Raw genomic sequence first — 21,170 nt, forward strand, 5'->3', positions numbered from 1 at the left:
ATTGCCTATTAGTTAGACTATTACGGTTTACAACGGTTTAAATGGAAAATTCACGTAAATATGTCTTATTTAGGATATTCATCGGGTAGTTTTTTGTAATTTGGCTCTTCTGAAATCTTAATATTATGGGCAATACAGTTCGCATTTTATTTTTATTATTTATCGGCTGTACTGTCTCTGTTTTTTCGCAAAACCAAAAGCTAAATTCCACTTCAATCTCTCATTTTAAATTAGATGCTGATGAATTTATAGGTTATGACTCTTTTGGATTTTCCTATCAGATAAAAAACAATGTTTTCAGCAAAGTAAAAGGAAATGAGATTTTTGAATACAAAAGCATTTCTCTTGGAAATATTACTAAAGCAGATATTCTGAATCCTTTGAAAATTGTTTTATTCTACGAAGATTTTAATACTGTTGTTTTACTTGACAATCAATTGAATAAAATGACAGAAATTAATTTTTCTCAAAACAATATTCCTATTGTTGTTCCAGCAATTGGTATGTCTACTCAAAATCAATTATGGATTTTTAATACCTTAAACCAGCAAATTGGTCTTTTTGATTATTTAAAAAATGAATACAAAACAGTTTCTACGCCATTAACAGAAACCATTAAATATTATCAAACTGATTTTAATACTTTTTACTGGATTGATAAAAAGAATAATTGGTTTTCCTGCGATATTTTCGGGAAAACAACTGCTTTAGGAAAAATACCCGATTTTGATGATTTAGAAATTATAAACAATCATCAGTACATTTTTAGCAAGGCTAATTTGTTGTATTTTAAAGACATTTCTGATACAAATTCGAATACTGTTTCTGAAATCGAAGTTTTAGAAAAAACCTTTGATAAATTCTGCTACAAAGACCAAATTTTATCTATTTTTACAACTAAAGAAATTACCAATTATAAAATCGTAACACCGTAATGCACATAGCAATAGCAGGAAACATAGGCGCTGGAAAAACTACTTTGACTAAATTATTAGCCAAACATTTTAAATGGGAACCACATTACGAAGATGTTGTTGATAATCCGTATTTGGATGATTTTTACCACCAGATGGAGCGTTGGTCGTTTAATTTGCAGATTTATTTCTTAAACAGCAGATTTCGTCAGGTGCAGCAAATTCGCGAAAGCGGAAAAAAATCATTCAGGACAGAACCATTTATGAGGATGCTTATATTTTTGCTCCCAATTTATATTCGATGGGATTGATGACAAGTCGCGATTTCGAAAATTATACTTCACTTTTTGAATTGATGGAATCTTTGGTAAAAGCTCCTGATTTATTGATTTACTTGAGAAGCTCTATTCCAAACTTAGTAGGTCAAATTCACAAACGCGGACGCGAATACGAGAACTCTATTTCTATCGATTATTTAAGCCGTTTGAACGAAAGATACGAAGCCTGGGTTCAGACTTACTCAAAAGGAAAATTATTGATTATTGATGTTGATAATATCAATTTTGTAGATAATCCTGAAGATTTAGGAAACATCATTAATAGAATTGATGCTGAATTGAATGGGTTGTTTTAGAAAAAACACGAATTTCACGAATTTACACTAATAGAAAAATGCCTCTAAAATTTTAGAGGCATTTTTTGTTACTAAAATTTTAAAAGATAATTTTATTTATAATTAATTTCTTACTTTTATTTCGTTTAAAAATATTTTCCCGTTTTGGGAAAATTCAGTATATTTGCCATAGTTAATTATGAGAATAATAGCCAAAAGAACCTTGCAGAATTTTTGGGAAAGATTTCCAAATGCAAAACAACAATTATTATCTTGGTATCAGGTTTTTGATAAAAACAATTTTGATAATTCTAATTCAATAAAATCTTTATTTGGTTCTGCAGATTTTATAGGGAATAACAAAGTGGTTTTTAATATTTGTGGAAACCATTATCGTTTAATTGTAAAAATTAATTATGAAACACAAATTGTCTATATTCTATTTGTTGGAACCCACAATGAATATGACGATTTAAAAGATATTAAAAACTTGTAAAATGGATATAAGACCAATTAAAACAGAACAAGATTATGATTTAGCTTTAGAGAGAGTAAATACTCTTTTTGATGCTAGGCCTAATACAGATGAGGCTGACGAATTAGACATTTTGGTAACTCTTATAGAAAAATACGAAAAAATACATTATCCAATTCCAGAACCAGACCCAATTGAAGCTATTAAATTTATGATGGAACAAAATGGACTTACTGATGCTGATTTAGGTATAATATTAAATAGCCGCTCTAGAGTATCGGAAATTTTTAAACGAAAAAGAGCTTTAACAATTACACAAATTAGGGTTTTAAATGAAAAACTTAATATTCCTGCCTCAACTTTAATTAAGGAATATGCTTTAGTTAAATAAAGCTTTGTCAAAGTTTTAAATTTTGACAAAGCTTATCAGGTTGTCTTCTATTTTACAGCTTCTATTTTCGCTTTTACGTCAGCTTCTGTACCTTCAAAAACTTCTGTTGTTGTTGTGCCGTTTTCGGTTTTGGTTACAGTTCCAACTGTTACACCATTGATCGTAGATAAATTTACCTCAACTCTGTTTTTGCTGTATTTTCTTGTATCAAAACAATCTGTTTTTTGATTCGGATATTTCCCGTTTGCATCGTAATGCGCCAGACATTTTGCCGTTTCTTCTGCAGAACATCCTTTTTCTTTGCACATTTTAATACATTCTTCTTTGGTCAGCATGGCCAGATTTCCGCATTTAGAAGCAGTTCCTGCATGCATTTCCATTTTACAGCAAGCACCTTTTTCTGCAATTCCTGAAGCTGAATGTCCTTCTCCTAAAATTGGAGCAATTACCAATCCGATCAAACAAGTTAATTTAATTAAGATGTTCATTGAAGGTCCTGACGTATCTTTAAACGGATCTCCAACTGTATCTCCGGTTACTGCTGCTTTGTGTGCATCAGAACCTTTATAAGTCATTTCACCATTAATTAAAACTCCGGCTTCAAAAGATTTTTTAGCGTTGTCCCAGGCTCCTCCGGCATTGTTTTGAAAAACTGCCCATAGCACTCCTGAAACTGTAACGCCTGCCATATATCCTCCTAACATTTCAGCAATCAATTGGTTGTTATCTCCATAAACTAATTTTCCTAATAGCACAATTGCAATCGGAAAACCTATTGTCAAGATTCCCGGTAACATCATTTCGCGTAAAGCGGCTTTTGTCGAAATCTCAACACATTTTCCGTATTCCGGTTTTCCGGTTCCTTCCATAATGCCCGGAATTTCCTTAAACTGACGACGTACTTCGTAAACCATGTCCATTGCAGCTTTTCCAACAGAATTCATAGCCAAAGCTGAGAAAACCACAGGAATCATCCCACCAACAAATAACATTGCCAGAACTGGCGCTTTAAAAATATTGATTCCGTCAATTCCTGTAAAAGTTACATACGCTGCAAATAATGCCAATGAAGTTAATGCTGCAGAAGCAATTGCAAAACCTTTTCCGGTTGCTGCGGTTGTGTTTCCTACTGAATCTAAAATATCGGTTCTGGTACGAACTTCTTTTGGTAATTCGCTCATTTCGGCAATTCCTCCGGCATTGTCAGATATTGGCCCAAAAGCATCAATTGCTAATTGCATAGCAGTTGTTGCCATCATTGCAGAAGCTGCCAATGCAACTCCGTAAAATCCTGCTAAAGCATACGAAATCCAGATTGCGGCAGCAAATAATAATACTGTTGGAAAAGTAGAGATCATTCCTGTTGCCAAACCTGCAATTACGTTTGTCCCTGCTCCTGTCGAAGATTTTTGCACAATCGCCATAACCGGTTTTGTGCCTAATCCTGTATAATATTCTGTTACTGATGAAATAGCACCACCAACAATTAATCCGACCAAAGTGGCATAAAAAACTCGCAGTGACGAAATTTGTTGAGATCCTTCACCAAAAAACTCCATTGTCATTACTTCTGGAAGCATGTATTTTACTAAAAAGAAACAGGCGATTGCAGTTAAAACGATCGATACCCAGTTTCCAATATTTAATGCTTTTTGAACTTGTGCTTCTTTAGCATTTTCATCTGTGATTTTTACTAACGTAGTTCCGATAATCGAGAATAAAATTCCGAAACCTGCAATTGACATTGGAAGCAAAATTGGTCCGATTCCGCCAAAGACATCCTGGATATTTCCACCCATATCTTTGATAACGTAATTCCCCAGAACCATTGCAGCCAAAACAGTTGCCACATACGAACCGAACAAATCAGCCCCCATTCCGGCAACGTCTCCCACATTATCTCCTACGTTATCTGCAATTGTCGCAGGATTACGAGGGTCATCTTCCGGAATCCCAGCTTCAACTTTACCTACTAAATCAGCACCAACGTCGGCGGCTTTAGTGTAAATTCCACCGCCAACTCTCGCAAACAAAGCAATAGATTCTGCTCCAAGTGAAAATCCTGCTAATGTCTCTAAAACCTTAGTCATATCTTGAGATGAAGTCCAAACTCCATTCATGAATATCTGAAAGAAAATAATAAAAAAACCTGTTAATCCTAAAACAGCCAAACCTGCAACACCTAATCCCATTACGGTTCCGCCTCCAAAAGAAACCTTTAAGGCTTGCGGTAAACTTGTACGAGCGGCTTGTGTTGTTCTTACATTCGTTTTAGTTGCTATTTTCATTCCCATGTTTCCGGCTAATGCTGAGAAAAATGCTCCAAAAATAAACGCTACTACTATTAATATATGTGTGGTAGGAACAATAAAAGATATTCCGGCTAAAACTAAACTTGCAGCAATTACAAAAAAGGTTAGTAATCGATATTCTGCTTTTAAAAATGCGAGGGCGCCTTCGTAAATGTGATCTGAAATCTCTTTCATCTTTCCGTCGCCTGCATCTTGTTTTAAAACCCAAGTCCTTTTTATTCCCATGAAAAGTAATCCAATAATTGCCATAACGATTGGCAAGTAAATCATAAATGCATTCATAATATAGTAATGGTTTTGGTTAATAATCAACAATCTAACTAAACGAATTTAAACAAAAAAGCAATACTCCTGACGGAGTATTGCTTTTTTTATAATAGAACAGGGTAAAAATTATTTAATACTAAATAATCCCTCTGGTTTGTTTTCGATATCGTTAAAACGTTTTGTACACTCAGCAATAATTGCAAAAGCTTCGTTTACGTCTCCCCAACCTTCTACATCTACTTTTTTGTTTTCAAGATCTTTGTACACCTGGAAGAAATGCTCGATTTCTTTTACTAAGTGTGGATTCATATCTGAAAGGTCATTTAAAGAATTCCAGATTGGATCTGAAACCGGTACACAAATAATTTTTTCATCCGGTCCTTTATCATCAGCCATATGGAAAACACCAATTGGTTTTACTTCCATAACACATCCTGGAAAAGTTGGTTCGTTTACTAAAACCAATACATCAAGAGGATCTCCATCAAGAGCTAAAGTTTCAGGAATAAATCCGTAATCAGCAGGGTACATCATTGAAGAGAATAACATTCTGTCGAAACGCATTCTTTTGATTTCAAAATCGTACTCATATTTATTTCTGCTTCCTCTTGGTATTTCGATTAATACATCGAAAGTTGTTAGTTTGTCTGCGGTCATTTTCGTTTTTTATTATTTCTATAATTGCGATTGCAAAAGTAACCAAACAATCCTTTTTTACAATAAAAAACTGCATTAATCTGCCTACTTTTCTTTTAAATAACAGACAGTTAATATGTAATTTTCCTATTTCGCTTATTTAGGTAATAATGCCATAACAAATATGTTGCATAAGATCGATATGGCTTCCATTGTTCGGCATGAATTTCCATTTCTTGTTTATCATGAATATCGAGTAATTCTTTAATTGTATTTACGACTGCAATATCGCCTAGCGGAATCAAATCAGGCTCTTGTAAACAAAACATCAGATAAATATCGATCGTCCAATTTCCAATTCCCTTTAATTTGATCAATTCTTCCCGAACCTGTTGTGCCGACTTTGTAGCCAAACTTTCAATATCCAGTTCTTTGCTTAAAACTGCATCAGCCAGAATTTTAATATATTTTGTTTTCTGACGACTTACACCAAGACTTCTGAATTCTTCATCTGACAAAACCGACATTGTTTCCGGGTTGCAAGTAGTATATCCTTTGATCTTTAAGAATGTGGCTTTCGCCGAATCTATAGAAACTTGTTGCTCAAGAATAAGCAATACCAAAGTTTCAAAACCTTGTGGACGTTTTGGAATGGGCGGTAATCCGTACTTTTCTATAATTTCCTGAAAGATTGGATTTTTAGTTGATAGAAAATCAATGGCTTCTTGCATACCTAAGAGTTTTTAGCCCCGATAGAAGCGGTATCCTTTTTCTAGCTTCTTTAGCTAGGAAAAGATACAAGCGGATAGCGGGAATAGCTTCTAAAATTAATAAAAAATCTCGCAAAGGCGTGAAGTCGCGAAGTTTTTTTGCACACAGATTTAAGCAGATAAACGCAGATTTTTAATTTGAATCGAACAAAAAAATCTGCGTGAAATAATTCAACTGCATTTTTAAATAAAATGACAAAAACGCCAAACTGCAAGAATAAAACTTAGCGGCTTGGCGTCTTTGTAGTATAACTTTATTTTATTAGAAATAGAATCCGAAAGATCCTTTTACTGCAAATTTATTAGCATCCGGAGTATTTAGATAACTTCCTCTCCAGGAGAAATCGATTCTGAAAACTTTAAAGATATTTCCAATTCCTGCATTATACTCCCAGTATACATTCTCTGGTGCATTATAAGGCTGATCTGAAGCATTTATTGCTCTATTTGCCGCAGAAATAGTTCCATGAACTGCTTTTACACCAACAAACTCTCTCCAATTCAGTTTTCTCATAAAAGGGATTCTTGCAAATAATCTTCCTCCAAAATCATGATTCCATTGCAAAGTAGTGTATTGGTCTGTTATGAATTCGTAGAAATTTAAGTTACTAAAGGTATTTTCAATCGTAAAATAAGTCTGGTTTCCGGGAATTACACTCATTAATCCTAGCGGAATTGTTCCGAAAGTTTTTCCTGTTTCCAAAATAATATTTGATCTTCCCAAAGGCCCGATAATAATTGGCTGTTTATAGAATACTTGTATTTTTTCGTAAGCAAAATCACTGTTTAATACTCCTTTTAAACCATAACTAAAGTTTACAAAGAAATGACTAAAAGGACTATCGACAAGATCTCTTTCTACCCCAAAACCAATTGTTTTACGGTTTGGCATAAATTCGAACTGGATATTAGCTTCTGATTGTGTTACGGCACTTTGCACAACTCCTGCAGGATTCTCTGCTGTGGGCAATGTACTGTAATAATTTAAACTAAAAGTTGGTGAAGCTGATTCTAAAGTACGATATGAAAGTCCAGCCTGAACAACAAAGTTTTTCATTGGTTCCATTTCAACCGAAATATTACTCAAATTAATATTGGTTAATTTTCCGTTGCTTCCAGTTGTAAACAAAGCTGAAGAAGCAAAACTTCGGCCTAAAATATCGTTTGTTGTGGTTAAACTGGCTCCAATTTGTTCAATATCACGCCTGTTTCCTCCAGAAATGATGACTCTTTTTTGTTTATCTACCATCCATTTCCCTGAAACTCCGTACTTGAATTTACTATCATCAAAACCATAGGCTGTATAAGCTTGTATACGCCATGGATCATTTGGTCCAAAATACGTTCGGCCTCCTGCTCTTAATCGTAAACCTTCGACTTCGTTGTAACCAAACGTAGAAAATATAGGTCCGAAATCAAAGTTTTTAAACTCGATATAACCGCTTCCTAAAATCGAAACGAGACTGTATAATTGTTTAAATCGCTTCACTGTTTGCAACGTGTCAAGCATTTTATAAATTCCGGCTTCGTCTTTATTTAATTTTTCAAAACGATTTTCTTCCCAGAATTCAGGTGGTCTGTCATAGACAGCATTGTCTATAAAATTGACTTCTTCTTTATAAAATTTCTCCGGCTTTGGAATATTGAATTTATGATTTCTGAATAATGTGGTACGTTTTCCATAAACACCTTTTGATTTTTCTTTTTTATTTAAAGCAAAATCAGACATCATGTAATCGCGCGTCAATAAAAAAACAGAATCATTTTCTACCTCAAATTCCTGTTCGATATAAATATCTTTTACCCAGTTAATATTGGCGCTTTTAGTAACACCCATATTAATTTTTTTGATGGCAAAAGTAGAATCGTTTACCCAAAAATCTCCCTTAAAGGTTAATTCATTTTTTCGCCTTGGATAAAAAACAATATTATAACACCATTTTTTGTCAATAAATGCACTGTCTTTTAAAACATAATTATAGACGTCAATTCCGGTTTTTGAAAGCGGACTTGTAAAACTTTTATCAAAAAAGGTAAGGTGATTATCGTAAATATTATAGTCTGAATAAAGATCTTTTACAAATGACAAAATCTGCTGATTTCCATTGAAACCAGACATTTTGTTTCCTGTAATATTCTCTTTTACTTTCTTTAATTTGTTATCGCCATAAACATCATAAACCGATTCATTGATGAAAATAGGCAAATAGGTTTTTCCGGTAACATCTGATGTATCAACATGATCAAATACAAACTCCATTCCTTTAAAAAGTTTGTTTTTCATAAAAGCACTATCGATCGTGTTCATGTCGAACTCGACTTTCTCGTACTTTTGCATTTGATATTGGTTGAAAAGATATAAACCGTTTTTACGCTTTCTTTCCCAGATTTTTCTCAAAATATCTAATGCCGGATTGTTCTTTTTAGATGTTTTCCCGGTAAAAATTACAACTTCATTAAGCGCCTCGGCTTCCCCTAAAACAATTTTAAAATCATAATTTACAGCTTTATCTAATGGAACTTCTTTATCTGAAAATCCTGCAGATGTAACTAGTAAAGCCGTATAAGTATTTGGTGATTCAAGATAAAAACGCCCATCTTCATTAGAAACTATTCCGGTATTTGATCCCTTAAAAACAACATTTGCAAACGGAATGGGCTGATTTGATTTATCCAAAACAATTCCACTCACTTTCGTTTGTGCAGTAGCAATATTCGCAAATGCGAATACCAAAAATAGACTAAGTAAAATTATTCTTTTCATTGTCTGGGCAAAAAAAACTTCATCAATTAACTATGAATGATGAAGTTTTGTGAGTATTTTAAATTTGTATTATTTGTATAACACTTTTTTAACTGCTTTTACTACATCACCTGCATTTGGCAACCAGTCTTTTAATAATACTGGAGAATAAGGTGCAGGAGTATCTGCAGTTGTAATACGTTGAATTGGCGCATCAAGGAAGTCAAAAGCCTGCTCTTGAACGATATATGTAATTTCTGATGAAATACTTGCAAATGGCCAGGCTTCTTCTAAAATTACTAAACGGTTTGTTTTTTTAACAGATTTAAGAATTGCATCTTTATCCATAGGACGAACGGTTCTTAAGTCGATAATTTCGCATGAAATACCTTCTTTAGCTAATTCATCGGCAGCAATAAACGCTTCTTTAATGATTTTTCCGAAAGAAACGATAGTTACATCTTTTCCTTCACGTTTAATATCAGCAACTCCTAATGGAATTGTGTATTCTCCGTCTGGCACTTCACCTTTATCACCATACATTTGCTCAGATTCCATAAAAATTACAGGATCATTATCACGAATTGCAGATTTTAAAAGTCCTTTTGCATCATAAGGAGTTGAAGGTACAACAACTTTAAGTCCCGGAGTGTTTGCAAACCAGTTTTCTAAAGCCTGAGAGTGTGTTGCTCCTAATTGACCTGCAGAAGCAGTTGGTCCGCGGAAAACGATTGGCACATTAAATTGTCCCCCTGTCATTTGACGCATTTTAGCAGCGTTATTTATAATTTGATCAATACCTACTAAACAGAAGTTGAAAGTCATATATTCAACAATAGGACGACAACCGTTCATCGCTGATCCTACTGCAATTCCTGTAAAACCAAGCTCAGCAATTGGAGTATCGATTACTCTTTTTTCGCCAAACTCAGCAAGCATTCCTTTTGAAGCTTTATATGCTCCATTATATTCTGCAACTTCTTCGCCCATTAAATATATGGATTCATCGTGACGCATTTCTTCGCTCATCGCTTCACAAATGGCCTCTCTAAATTGTATTGTTCTCATATTTATATTGTATGTTGAATTTTCTGAAGAGCAAAAATAAATATTTTAAATAACTTAAAAGCATAAATTGAATTTAAAATCACTCGAAGTTCTTTCTATATTTAGGTTTTAACTTTTTAAACTTTATTGTGATATTTACGAAATCGATGTAACGTTGGTTATTTCGCTTGTGAAAACCATTTTTTAGAAAAATTTTATTTTATCTTTTTAACGTCGGTTATCTATTATTCATTTAAGAATGATGGTAATTAAAAAGTACATATAAGGCGATTTCACGTTTAATAGCTTAGACATTAAAATATTTATTCTTAAATGACTTTCAATACAAAGTTTTACAACCTCAACACTCCTTTTTTATGCACATTGTAATTTATCTTTTATCAGTCACGATCATTTTACAAAATATCCTAAACTGCAACTTTAGCCCTATCCTCAAAGCTATGTTACATAATAAGTCATTGTAGTGGTACCGCTATCGCGCTGCACTATAAACTCATTATGTAAAATATCACATTTCTTCAAAACCTTTCCCGATCCCGACGCTTCTGCCCACGCACTAGGATTTGTTTTTTATTTGTTCAATCGCCACATGACTAAGCATTTTTTTTAAGATAATGCCAGGAATTTTTCCTTTCAATTACAACTCTCAGCGGGGCATTCTCCCCAAAAAAACACAGCTATTTATTTCGTTTGGAAACATAAAAAAACCTCGCCATTTTTGGCGAGGTTTAATGCTTTTATTCTTTGTCGATGCTCTTTGAACCACACGAAAGGATTCGTGCGGGAGCTGTGGTCAGGATCTTTTCGGGTACTTTCTCTTATTCATAAAATTTAGAAGTTTAAAAACTACTAGCCAAGTTATTAAAAACACTATTGATTGTAGGATAAAGATAGCTATAAAGGAAATATCAACCATTACTAAGCCAAATAATAGAATATTTACTGGAATAGTTAATATTACTAGAGGTAACCACAAAGGATTATTATAGTCAAAACCCATTATTGAATAATCAGGAAAACTTACCATAACAGCGATAGTTCCCAATAGTACGTAAAAAAAGCTTATTATTAGTGCTTTACATAAGTTTTTATTTCTCATTTAAAATGATGGATTAGTTAGAGATGCAGGAACTACCAAAGATTGTCTAATATTAGACCAACTTTGTTTAAAAGATGAAGCGGCATTTAATCCATCTCTTAAAATAATGGCTTTACTCATTAATTTATATTCTCCAGCCTTACTATATTTATCTACCAATTTATCCATACTTTTTACGAATGTATTATCAGCAGTAGTTGTTGCTAAATCTACAAAGAGCCCCCTCCACCAACAGCTCCTATTTTATCATAGTCTTTGTCGTGATTAAAAGCAGGAATTTCTATTTCGGTAGGTTTTACTGAATAATCAGATTTTCCATTGTATTTCTTAGGATTATTAGCTCCGGGATAATTATATCCAAATAAATTTTTATTTAAAGTTTCTGGATTTAACTTGTCAAGATCTACTTTATTATCTTTCATAGTTGAATATAATTTCTCAGCACCTTTCTTACTTAAATCTGCATTTTCGTAGTTTTTATTCACATATGTCCTAAGCGTTTCTGCATTATCTCCTTTATCCTTAACTAAAAGTCCACTCTTGTTAGGATGCCATTTATTTTCCTCTGCACTCATTCCCGTAGGATCGATAAATTTCAAAGGATTATTAAGAGCGTAAGCATATGAAGACCATCCTTTAAATTTCTCTGCCATCGGATCGACCGATATAAAAATCCCAAGTTTCGGATCCTCATATCTTGCACCAAAGTAATACATTCCAGTTTCTCTATCTAATTCCTTAGAAGTAAACAAATACGGCGTATTCCACTTAGCATTCTTCTCTTCCAAGAAAACTTCCCCGAAAGGCACGTACTCTACATGCTGAACAACCTCTCCATCTAAGTTGCTAATATACGAAGAACTTCCCAAATGATCTGGATGGTAATAAAATTGCTGTAACTCGGCATTATCATTTTTTGCTGTCATTTTTCCTGTTGAAGAACCACCCGAAGCAGTTCCTCCGGAAGGATTACAACAAAATCCAAGTCCGTTTACATAATCATTATTATCCAAACCATAGTAAGGAACGTCAAGCGAAGCATAATTTGCTTTAACTGTTTCTAACGATTTTTTGTATTTAGTGTCATAATCTACTTTTACACCAGAAAATGATTCCCCTGCTTTCTCTACACGTCGCGGATCTGCTCCGTAACTGTCGAAATCTCCAATCTTACTTACAATACGCTGTGAGCCTATATAAATATGTTTGGTGTATCTTCCGCCATTCTGAGCTACCAAATAAGGGTTTACATACAGTGAAAAATCACTTGTAGAAGTTTTTCCTCCAGAGAAAGCAGAGTTTACAAAAATACCTTGTCCGCCTCCGGACATTTTCGTTATACGTTCGCCTCCTGCATCATAACTGTAAGATGAAACATAACCGTTTATACTTACTGCTCCCAAACGGTTTTCTTCATCCCAAAGCATTTTTTTCTCGAATGCTTTTTCAGCCACTTTACCATCAGCTTTTACTTCTTCGGTATTTACATAAATCATGTTCCCATTAGCATCATAAACATATTTGTTGTTTTTCTGTTTGTCGACTTTTGGGTCTGTATTTTTAGTTCTGTATTCTGTTTCGGATACATTATCGAGCTGGTGTTTGTTATTACTGTTGTAATTGTAATTCATCACATAACCTGCTTTCAACGCTCCCGGATCACTTACTTTGTTCTGCGCTACGTTTTGTGTTTTACTCACGATATTGTGCAGATCATCATACTTCATTGTCAGGTTGTAATTGGCTGTTTTCTGATCGGCTCCGGTGTACACTCCACTCGCACCGGTTAACTGGTACAAATTATCGTAACTGTAATTGTGCGCTATCATACCGCCCATTTTAGCTGTTACACCTGCAGCGCTATTAGTCACGTTCAGTACATTGCTTACTTTGTCGTACTGGTATTTATTGTTCATGAACATTCTTGGCGTATTGGCACCTTGATATCCTGTTCCTGAAGCTACGGTCATATTATCCAATCTTCGTCTAAGAGGCTCGTAGTTGTACTTAGTCTCTGTTCCGTTACAATATTTTAAATAACTTCTTTGTTCGAACTTATCATAGCCTATCTTGTTTACATAATTGTAACTATATGCTTTTTTGCCTGCCACTGCCTGCAATAATCCTCCTGAATTGTAGGTATAACTAATTTTCTCCTGATCGGGATAAATCATTTCCTGCAAACGGTTCCAGCTATCATATTTCCAACTTGTAACATAGGTTGCAATGGCTTGGTTGGGAACAATTACGGTTCTACGAATACTTTCAATCTCTCCCATTACACCATATGAGAATTCCTGCGCACCTGTAACGTCTTCCATTAAAATTAACTTCCCTCTACGATTCTGGCTCTCGTTTCTAGACCCAAAAACATAACGCACATCATTTTCAGGATGTTCGGGATAATGAATATTTGTTAATCGGTTGAAATCATATTCATACGTAATCTTTTTGCTTTTGGCTTCCAGATTCGCTGTTTGTCTTTCGAGTAAATTCCCCAAAGCATCAAACTTGAAAGTACTTTTTCCTGCATCTGGCTGAATGACTTGTATGCGCCTGTCGGCTAAATCATAAGTGCTTACTGTTTGTTGTCCCTGTGCATCAGTAACGGTAATATTTCTACCTATTCCGTCATAACCAAACTGTGTTGCCACATTGTTTGCATCAAGAGTTTTCATGGTCAGTCCTGAACCGTTGACAAAACTTGCATTGGTATTGTTTAATGCATCTGTAACTTCTGTTTTAAGTAAATTACTTTCTATGGTATAAGCCATTTTAGTTGCTGCACCATCGGGCAAAGTCGTTGTAATGGGTCTGTCCAAAATATCATACGTCGTTTTGGTCGGCGCAGTCGAATCATAACTATCCATAAATTTATTCCAATCACCCAAAGGTGCTGTCTGTGGGTAGTAGGCTTCTTTGGCACGACCAAAAGCATCAAATTTCGCACGTCCTGAAACCACCATTACATCACTTTGTTGATCAGGTGTTGTATTATTTGTAATTGCAGCATCTTTCTTAACCTGAATTGGCCTTCCTAATCCATCAACAAAAGTTACAGTTTCGATAGGATCATTTGGATGCTGAGCATCAAAATGTTTCGTTCTCGCATAAGCGGTTCTGGTGATATTTCCGTTAGAAACCACTGTTGTTGGAAAATAATCCATCATTATGGTGTATGGTTGTCCTGCAGCAGCTTCTTTGGGTCCCTGTACTTTGGTTAATCTTCCAAATTCGTCTATTTCTTTTTTAATTACGTAACCGTTTATATCTTCTGTTTCAAGTGCAATCCCATAACGATAATCGTAATCTCTGGCATAACTGCGATACTCAAAATTATCTGAGATTTCTTCGACGTACATTTTATAATACCTGTCATAACGGTATTTATAAACCGGACGTTCTTTTTGTAATTCTCGGGCAGTGTTTTTTGAACTATATTTCCATAAATATCATAATTTATATCAGTAACTGCCCATTGGCTGTCATTGATTTTTTGGGACACCTTTGTAAGATGACCAGCATAATAGATGTCATAAACAGCTTTTACCTCATGCACTGTTACCCCGCCAATGGTTACTTTGCTACTTGTAGGTAATCCTATGATATGTTTAGATAAATTGTTTCCATACTCAATTTCGGTTTTATAATCTGCAGTGCTATTGTCTTTATAGGTATAACTTTTTAAGTCTCCAAAATTGCCTGAACCTACATAATATTCACTATTTATTTCGCTTAATTTAAGGGGTGTAGCACCGCCTTCATAAGCATAAGAAATGATTTTTTTAGCTGGATTAAAACTTACGCCTCTGTCTGAGCATATTTTTTCAGTCGGTGCAAAACTATAAGTATCACCTGTTGCTTTTACAGCATATGTATAATAATCCTGAGTACTTTCGGTATATTTTACTCCTGAATTTGAACTGCTATTTACACCTTCGTTACCTTCTAAAACAGAACTTAATAAGTGTCCGGCATTGTAATAATCAGATACATCGTAATTTTGTGTTAGTGTTCTGTATACTTTATCTCCGTTCTCTGTATCAATGCTTTGGGTTTTTACTTCTCCAAAACCAAGGAAACTTCTTTCATGTCGTTCATATTTTCCTTTAGCATATGCAAACTGAGTTTTCATATCGGGACCATCGCTCGCAATTCCGTCTTTGATAATAACGCTTTGCATAACCCATTTTCCTCCTGGGTGGTCATATGTTGGGGTGCTGCGACTATAGTCTACAATAAACTCACCTCCAAGTGGCGTATGAACTGCTTTTAATTTATTGGTACGTGCAATGGTGGAACGTTTTACGCCCATATTGTCATCTGATGTTGAAGTCAGGTAGTCCGGAAATCCATCTCCGTCAATATCTTGTAATTGTGTTTCAACACGGTTGCTTGAAAGCCCTACATTTACTCCTGGTGTAACCGATACTTTAATACTAACTATTGGTATTCCAAAACCTACAGTATACGCTGTGTTAAGTGATTCTGCAGTAGAAGATACCTGCCCTAGAACTTCTAATCCACTCCATGGCATTGGGGAACTGTAACGGTCTCCTAAATTCAAACGAACCAAATTATTTTTAAACACCTGATCTACTAACCCGTCTCCGTTAACATCCTGAAGACTAAAATCGTTCCAGCTGATATTTTTTGAAATTCCGTATCCTGCACTTATGGAAGAAGAACCAAGATCAACTCCCAAACCAAAACTTGGGAATATTGATTCTCCCTTAGAAATATCTTCTAAACCAAGATCTATTGGTTCTGTAAAGCTGTAACCTAAATTAAGCTGTACTTTTTTATCACTTAATATTTTATCAGGCAAGCCATCGCCATTTACATCTATCCAGCTTTGTACAGCTGCTTCTTTATTATAACTTACGCCCCCGCTTATAGTCAGTGATGAAGATGCGGCCTTGGCTTTATTTAAAGCGCTTTTAGCAACTTTGTTTGATTTATCTTTCTTAAAATCTGCTCTTGCTGTTGCAACCTCACTAGAGAAGAAAGCGTTACCTCCCGCAGATAAACTATAAGCTTCGTGGCTGCTCTTATGCCCTCCATTAATCGCAATATTTTCACCATCAAAACCTCCTCTGCTATTGGTCATCTGGATATTTGCTTTGGTAATAATATCCGGAAATCCATCTCCGTTCATATCCTGGAAATCAATAATAACTTCTGAACTTCCTGTTGCTGTGCTGGCAGTTAAAGGCGCTACTCCCGCCTGAACTGATGTACTTTTGGATTTAGTTACTTTATTAACTCCAAAAGCGCTCGTACCTTCTGTACAATACGGATTGTTTGTATTTACAGCCCCTGCAGCTAAACCATCGAGCGGGTTAGTTAGTACTACATTATCCTCTCCTAAACGCGAACTTGATACGACTGTACCATTTATATAAGTTAGGTCATCTCCACCTGACCAATATTTTTTAGCTATTACATCAGGACTCATTACATTAAAGATCATCTTTCTAGGATCTGTTTCTTCTTTGTCTGAATTAGGCAATACTAGTTTGCTTTCGTCTATGGGTTTATCGTAACGTTTATCCATAGCATTATAGATAAATTGTCCCCAATGACGCTGCATAGGTCCAAATTTCTCCGTATCAGATAAAACCGGAGCAAATACCGCTGCTGTAATTGAAGTTCCATTTACAGTTACTTTCGTTACAACTGTTGCGCTATTTCCTAAAGCTGTGCGATCAGATACGGTATATTCTATCCAGATTTTGTCACCTGCCGCTGCGGTTACTGCTAATGGTGTTGCAGCTGTAAGTGCGCCATTTAGCATAGTGTAATTTTTCTTGCCTAATAAAACTCCTGTACTTGTTTTTGCAGATAAGGTTACTTTATAAGCAATTCCGTTAGTATTTACTGCTGTTAATGCCGGTGTCAAAGTAAGTGTTCCTGCTGCAGCAGCTGTGTACAATTGTCCTTCTATTAAGTGAGTGCCAAAAAGGCCGTAGTCTTTAAAAAGTACTGTTTCATAATCTGATGTTCCGGTTATATTGGCAGAATTTACTCCTGTACAATTAACATCTGAAGGCGCAGGAATTACCGCACTATATTGTCCTGAAGGATAATGTGTTAGTTTAGCATCCCAGCTTATTTTGTCCCAAGCGACATTCGTATCACTGGTTATGGTAATTTTTACTTCCTGATACTCTTCTGTAAGGGCAGGTAGCACCGTTTTTGCTGTTAATACGCCATTAGCAGTTTCTGTAGCGGCATAGGTTTTGCACCAAAGTGTATTAAATATACCTGAACTGTTTTTTCCTAAGAGGCTAACCGTAACGGCGTCACTGGTAATGGGTTTTGTAAAAACTCCTGTAACCTGTACTGCTCCCTGCTCATTTGTTTTCTGGATTACTATATTAGACGTATTGTTATCTACGACAAACCCTTCTGTTGCTTTATAGCTAAAACGCTGTTGCCCTTCTGGATTTGTGGGCAGATTGGTTCGGGCGACATCAGTATAAGTGATAACCGGGTTCCAGTCGACCTGATCAAAAGCTCCATTGGCCAAATCTGTACGTCCGGATTGTACCCTGAAATAGACTTTTTCACCTTTGGCTACTGTCTGTGAAGCAACCGAAAGCGTTTTTGAATTTGCTGTTTTAGTTAGTGCCTGCTGTGTTACAATTTGTGTTGATCCTTTTTGGATCCCAACAAATACACCGTCTGCCAAAGCATATTCGGCTTCATCATAATTGCCTGTTGGCGCAATAAGCATCGCTGTACTTTCTATTTTTATTGTTCCTGCAAAAGGTGCTTCCCATACCCTTACTACATCGTGTAAAGGAGAATTGGCAATTGCCTCTGCTTGTTCTGCCGGATCTACCGCTGTTACACTGGTATCTATAGTTCCGCCTGCCTTTATAGGACTTGCAGTATCCGAACTTGAGGTTGTAAAAGTTGGTATCGTTTTACCATTAAGATTTACAATATGATTAAAATAAACCACTCCGTCACGAACCAAATCGACAAGACCATCGTTGTTTACATCCTGAAAATATGCACTGGTAGTTGTTTTACTATTTTCATAGCTTGTTCCTACCTTCCCTACTGAAAATCCTAATCCAATATTTGCAACTGCTCCATAACTTGTAGCTGTTGACTTTGTAAATGAAAATGTTGAAATTCCATTAACTTCAAGTTTATCTCCAAAAGTATTATCCCCTTGATTAGAACGGTAGTAAATACGGCCTGCTTCACTGAAAACTTTATCTGCCAGACCATCTCCATTAATATCTACTAAAGCCAAAAGTCCTTTTGACTCTGAAGGTGAATAAGAAAAACTGGCTCCAAAAGTATTACTTTCAGAAGCATACATTTTATCATCAACACCTACTCCTACAAACAATGAGAATCCTTCAGAGGTAGAAACTCCTCCTCCTAATGCTGATATTTTGTCATTGAAACTAACGCCATCTCTTGTAATATCTGCTTTAGTAATAACACCATTTCCGGTTATTTTATCGCTTCCGGTATTCCAGTTTTCGGTGTCATTTTTAAAAGGCACATACCCTTCAGACGCTTTTACATCATCGTAATATTCAAAAACATGTTCGTTAAATTTTACGCCTGCTGCAGTATTCTGCACTATTTTCTCCAGAAGGGTTTTCTTGAATGCACCATCATCTTTTTTGTAAACAAAATCATAGCTACGTAAAGTTGATCCAAACTGCGTTACTAGTATTTTGGTCAGCAATTTATTTTGGGAGGTTAAAAAGCCGTAACGTCCACTATTCGTTTTTACTGTTTTTGTACCCGCACTGGTAAACCAGATTAAAGTTTGCTCGGTGGTTTCCTTCGTGCCACATAAAATAGAACCCAGATACAGTGACTGCGCCAATAGCTTGCCCCCTATGTTTTCAGAAGCCGAATTGTAATTGTATTTTATATAATCACCATGCAGATCTACCACCGATGTCAAGTACCACTCTGCATAATTGCCACTGCTGCTTTTAATCCCGGATTGATAAGAATATACAATACCATTTTTATCTGTTACACGCCAGGTATAGTTGTTAAGACTCCCTATTCTTATAATTTTACTAAAATTACTTTCCATTCTAGGATAAAATTGCACTTCACCACTTTTACGGGTAATTTTATTGCCTCGGTGTGCCACTGTTGGATTTTGATTGTCCATCATTACTAGCATCACACCATTTAAACTATAAGTTTCTGTTTCTTCCGTAGGGCTGTAGCGCGGCACTCCCCAGCGGGTATCTACCGTAATTTTAGGTATTTCTATATCCCAGCCTTCACCTAGCCAGCCACTGCTTCCATCACTGTTATAAGTTACATTTATGCTGGGCTGCATACCATTACGTGCTGGCGGCACTTCGATAGCATAACTTAAATTGGCAGATCCCTGTTGGTTTGCGCTTGGCGGCTGTATGGTTTGTATAGCTGCTGTAGGATCTGCTGCCTTGATGTCGTTCATCATGGTTGCCGCAAAACCTTGCGTGTCTGGAGATTCGGGTGTTTTGATAACCCCGTTGATCATATCGGTAAAATGAGTTGTCTTTGAAATGATGATTTGATTTGCAACATCTAAACTATCACGTTCCAATGCTTCCCAATGTCCTGTGTTTTTATCAAAAAGAAAGTACGAATGTCTTCTTCCGTATAACCCGGAGGAAGTAATTCTTTGTTGTATCCTAATTTTACCACCGCCCCGTCTGCAAAATGTTCTCCGTGAGGTAAAAAACGATATCCTCTGCCATTGGTTAAATTGGTCATTAAAGGGTCTAACGCAGGCAGATCAATAGATCGTAAAGGGGTAATGCTTAATGTTTTATTTTCTAGTAAAGCAGTATTATCAACTTGAATACTGGCAGCGCCAATAGACAATGTCATTTTTTGTCCTTTTACAAATGTTTTAGAACTTCCTGAAAGAACATTCAATAAAGGTTCCTGATGAGTTACCGAAACTGGTTTCATCACAATATTTTGCTGTAAAGTTTGTCCGGCTGTAGTAATGTTTACAGTTGCTTTTGAATTGTTTTGCGCTGGCATAACATACTCAAAAAATCCGTTTTGATGGGGAATTTCTTTTCCTTCAATACTAATCTTGCTGTCTGATGTCAATCCATCTACAAAACCACTTATATATCCTTGTTCATTATAACTTAAAGCAGTAAGATTGTCTAATTGAAGTGATTTTGATTTCCCTTTTTCGATTACCAAAGCCAGATTACGAACCTGATAACCATAACTCGCATTTTCTGGTAATGAAAACAATAGAGTATTATCGCCCTGTTGCAAACTTCCCACGCTTATATATTGCTCCTGCGTGCTCCACTGGTCGCTCTTCTGCACCCAGTTTCCTCCTCTTGAAAATTCGTCATTGATACTGATTGCTGCACCATGATAGTCTGAAATACCTTGCAGGTCGTAAACAAGCTTAACACGATCTCCCGAGTTTAGTTTTTCTTTAAGTGAAAAATGGAATACATTATCTGCAGGATTATCCAGAAGTTTACCTGCATACAACCCGATAACTCCTCCATTTTCGGCTGCTGGAATTATAAGCTGTTTGCTTTCATCAGGCAGGTTTTCGGTCGTTTTTTTCTTGCTGTTACTATCTGCTGCTTTCAAATTTGGCAATACTGCCGCATGCTTCTGTGTGTTATTTTGAGTATTTGCTCCCGATGCTGTATTAAAAGATACCGTTTTGGCAGTATTTAAATTATAGGCAAGTGCGCTTTGCCCAAAGATTATGACAGCCAATATACTCGCAGTAATTCTTTGCAAGTTTGATTTTATATTTTCTTTGTTTTCCATTATGGGTATTGATTTTCCTGAATTGGTATGGATGATTATTTTTTGATCTGTAGTCCTGAGGTTTTAAAAAAAGCCGTCATT

At 35.6% G+C, this 21,170-nt stretch carries 12 protein-coding genes and 1 pseudogene; 4 read left to right on the forward strand and 9 right to left on the reverse strand.

The window, feature by feature from the left end; genetic code table 11:
• Nucleotides 1-125 precede the first annotated feature (125 nt).
• From ACZZZT_RS00060 to ACZZZT_RS00075, 4 genes and pseudogenes are all read left to right on the forward strand, one after another.
• Nucleotides 126-935, forward strand: a complete 810-nt coding sequence (locus ACZZZT_RS00060; protein ID WP_463459036.1) for a hypothetical protein — start codon at nucleotides 126-128, stop codon at nucleotides 933-935.
• Nucleotides 935-1,548: pseudogene (locus ACZZZT_RS00065) on the forward strand (deoxynucleoside kinase). Before ACZZZT_RS00060 ends, ACZZZT_RS00065 begins: the two are co-directional and overlap by 1 nt.
• Before the next feature lie 178 nt (nucleotides 1,549-1,726).
• Nucleotides 1,727-2,023: a type II toxin-antitoxin system HigB family toxin gene (locus ACZZZT_RS00070; protein WP_042566143.1), complete on the forward strand. Its 297-nt coding sequence runs from the start codon at nucleotides 1,727-1,729 to the stop codon at nucleotides 2,021-2,023.
• Nucleotide 2,024: 1 nt separating this feature from the next.
• The gene (locus tag ACZZZT_RS00075) at nucleotides 2,025-2,393 is read left to right on the forward strand and encodes a helix-turn-helix domain-containing protein (protein WP_463459037.1); all 369 of its coding nucleotides are present in this window, start codon (nucleotides 2,025-2,027) and stop codon (nucleotides 2,391-2,393) included.
• 47 nt (nucleotides 2,394-2,440) lie between these two features.
• On the opposite strand, the gene ACZZZT_RS00080 is transcribed toward ACZZZT_RS00075, so the two are convergent.
• From ACZZZT_RS00080 to ACZZZT_RS00120, 9 genes are all read right to left on the reverse strand, one after another.
• Nucleotides 2,441-4,987, reverse strand: a complete 2,547-nt coding sequence (locus ACZZZT_RS00080; RefSeq protein ID WP_463459038.1) for a sodium-translocating pyrophosphatase — start codon at nucleotides 4,985-4,987, stop codon at nucleotides 2,441-2,443.
• Nucleotides 4,988-5,098: 111 nt separating this feature from the next.
• The gene (locus ACZZZT_RS00085; RefSeq protein ID WP_042566140.1) at nucleotides 5,099-5,629 is read right to left on the reverse strand and encodes an inorganic diphosphatase; all 531 of its coding nucleotides are present in this window, start codon (nucleotides 5,627-5,629) and stop codon (nucleotides 5,099-5,101) included.
• 110 nt (nucleotides 5,630-5,739) lie between these two features.
• Nucleotides 5,740-6,339: a DNA-3-methyladenine glycosylase family protein gene (locus ACZZZT_RS00090; RefSeq protein WP_463459039.1), complete on the reverse strand. Its 600-nt coding sequence runs from the start codon at nucleotides 6,337-6,339 to the stop codon at nucleotides 5,740-5,742.
• Nucleotides 6,340-6,640: 301 nt separating this feature from the next.
• Nucleotides 6,641-9,142, reverse strand: coding sequence for a DUF5686 and carboxypeptidase-like regulatory domain-containing protein (locus ACZZZT_RS00095; RefSeq protein ID WP_463459040.1), 2,502 nt, complete (start codon nucleotides 9,140-9,142; stop codon nucleotides 6,641-6,643).
• Between the two features lie 69 nt (nucleotides 9,143-9,211).
• Nucleotides 9,212-10,189: a pyruvate dehydrogenase complex E1 component subunit beta gene (locus tag ACZZZT_RS00100; RefSeq protein ID WP_042566137.1), complete on the reverse strand. Its 978-nt coding sequence runs from the start codon at nucleotides 10,187-10,189 to the stop codon at nucleotides 9,212-9,214.
• A 1,099-nt stretch (nucleotides 10,190-11,288) separates the two neighbouring features.
• Nucleotides 11,289-11,456: a hypothetical protein gene (locus ACZZZT_RS00105; protein ID WP_463459041.1), complete on the reverse strand. Its 168-nt coding sequence runs from the start codon at nucleotides 11,454-11,456 to the stop codon at nucleotides 11,289-11,291.
• A gap of 41 nt (nucleotides 11,457-11,497) precedes the next feature.
• Nucleotides 11,498-14,650 carry an RHS repeat-associated core domain-containing protein gene (locus tag ACZZZT_RS00110; protein WP_463459042.1) on the reverse strand — a complete coding sequence of 1,051 codons (3,153 nt, stop codon included), beginning with the start codon at nucleotides 14,648-14,650 and terminating at the stop codon, nucleotides 11,498-11,500.
• Nucleotides 14,554-19,875, reverse strand: a complete 5,322-nt coding sequence (locus ACZZZT_RS00115; protein WP_463459043.1) for a SpvB/TcaC N-terminal domain-containing protein — start codon at nucleotides 19,873-19,875, stop codon at nucleotides 14,554-14,556. The genes ACZZZT_RS00110 and ACZZZT_RS00115 overlap by 97 nt, the downstream gene beginning before the upstream one ends.
• Nucleotides 19,857-21,089 carry a hypothetical protein gene (locus ACZZZT_RS00120; protein WP_463459044.1) on the reverse strand — a complete coding sequence of 411 codons (1,233 nt, stop codon included), beginning with the start codon at nucleotides 21,087-21,089 and terminating at the stop codon, nucleotides 19,857-19,859. The genes ACZZZT_RS00115 and ACZZZT_RS00120 overlap by 19 nt, the downstream gene beginning before the upstream one ends.
• Nucleotides 21,090-21,170: the final 81 nt, after the last annotated feature.

It is taken from the genome of Flavobacterium sp. AC274 (genome assembly GCF_979258275.1).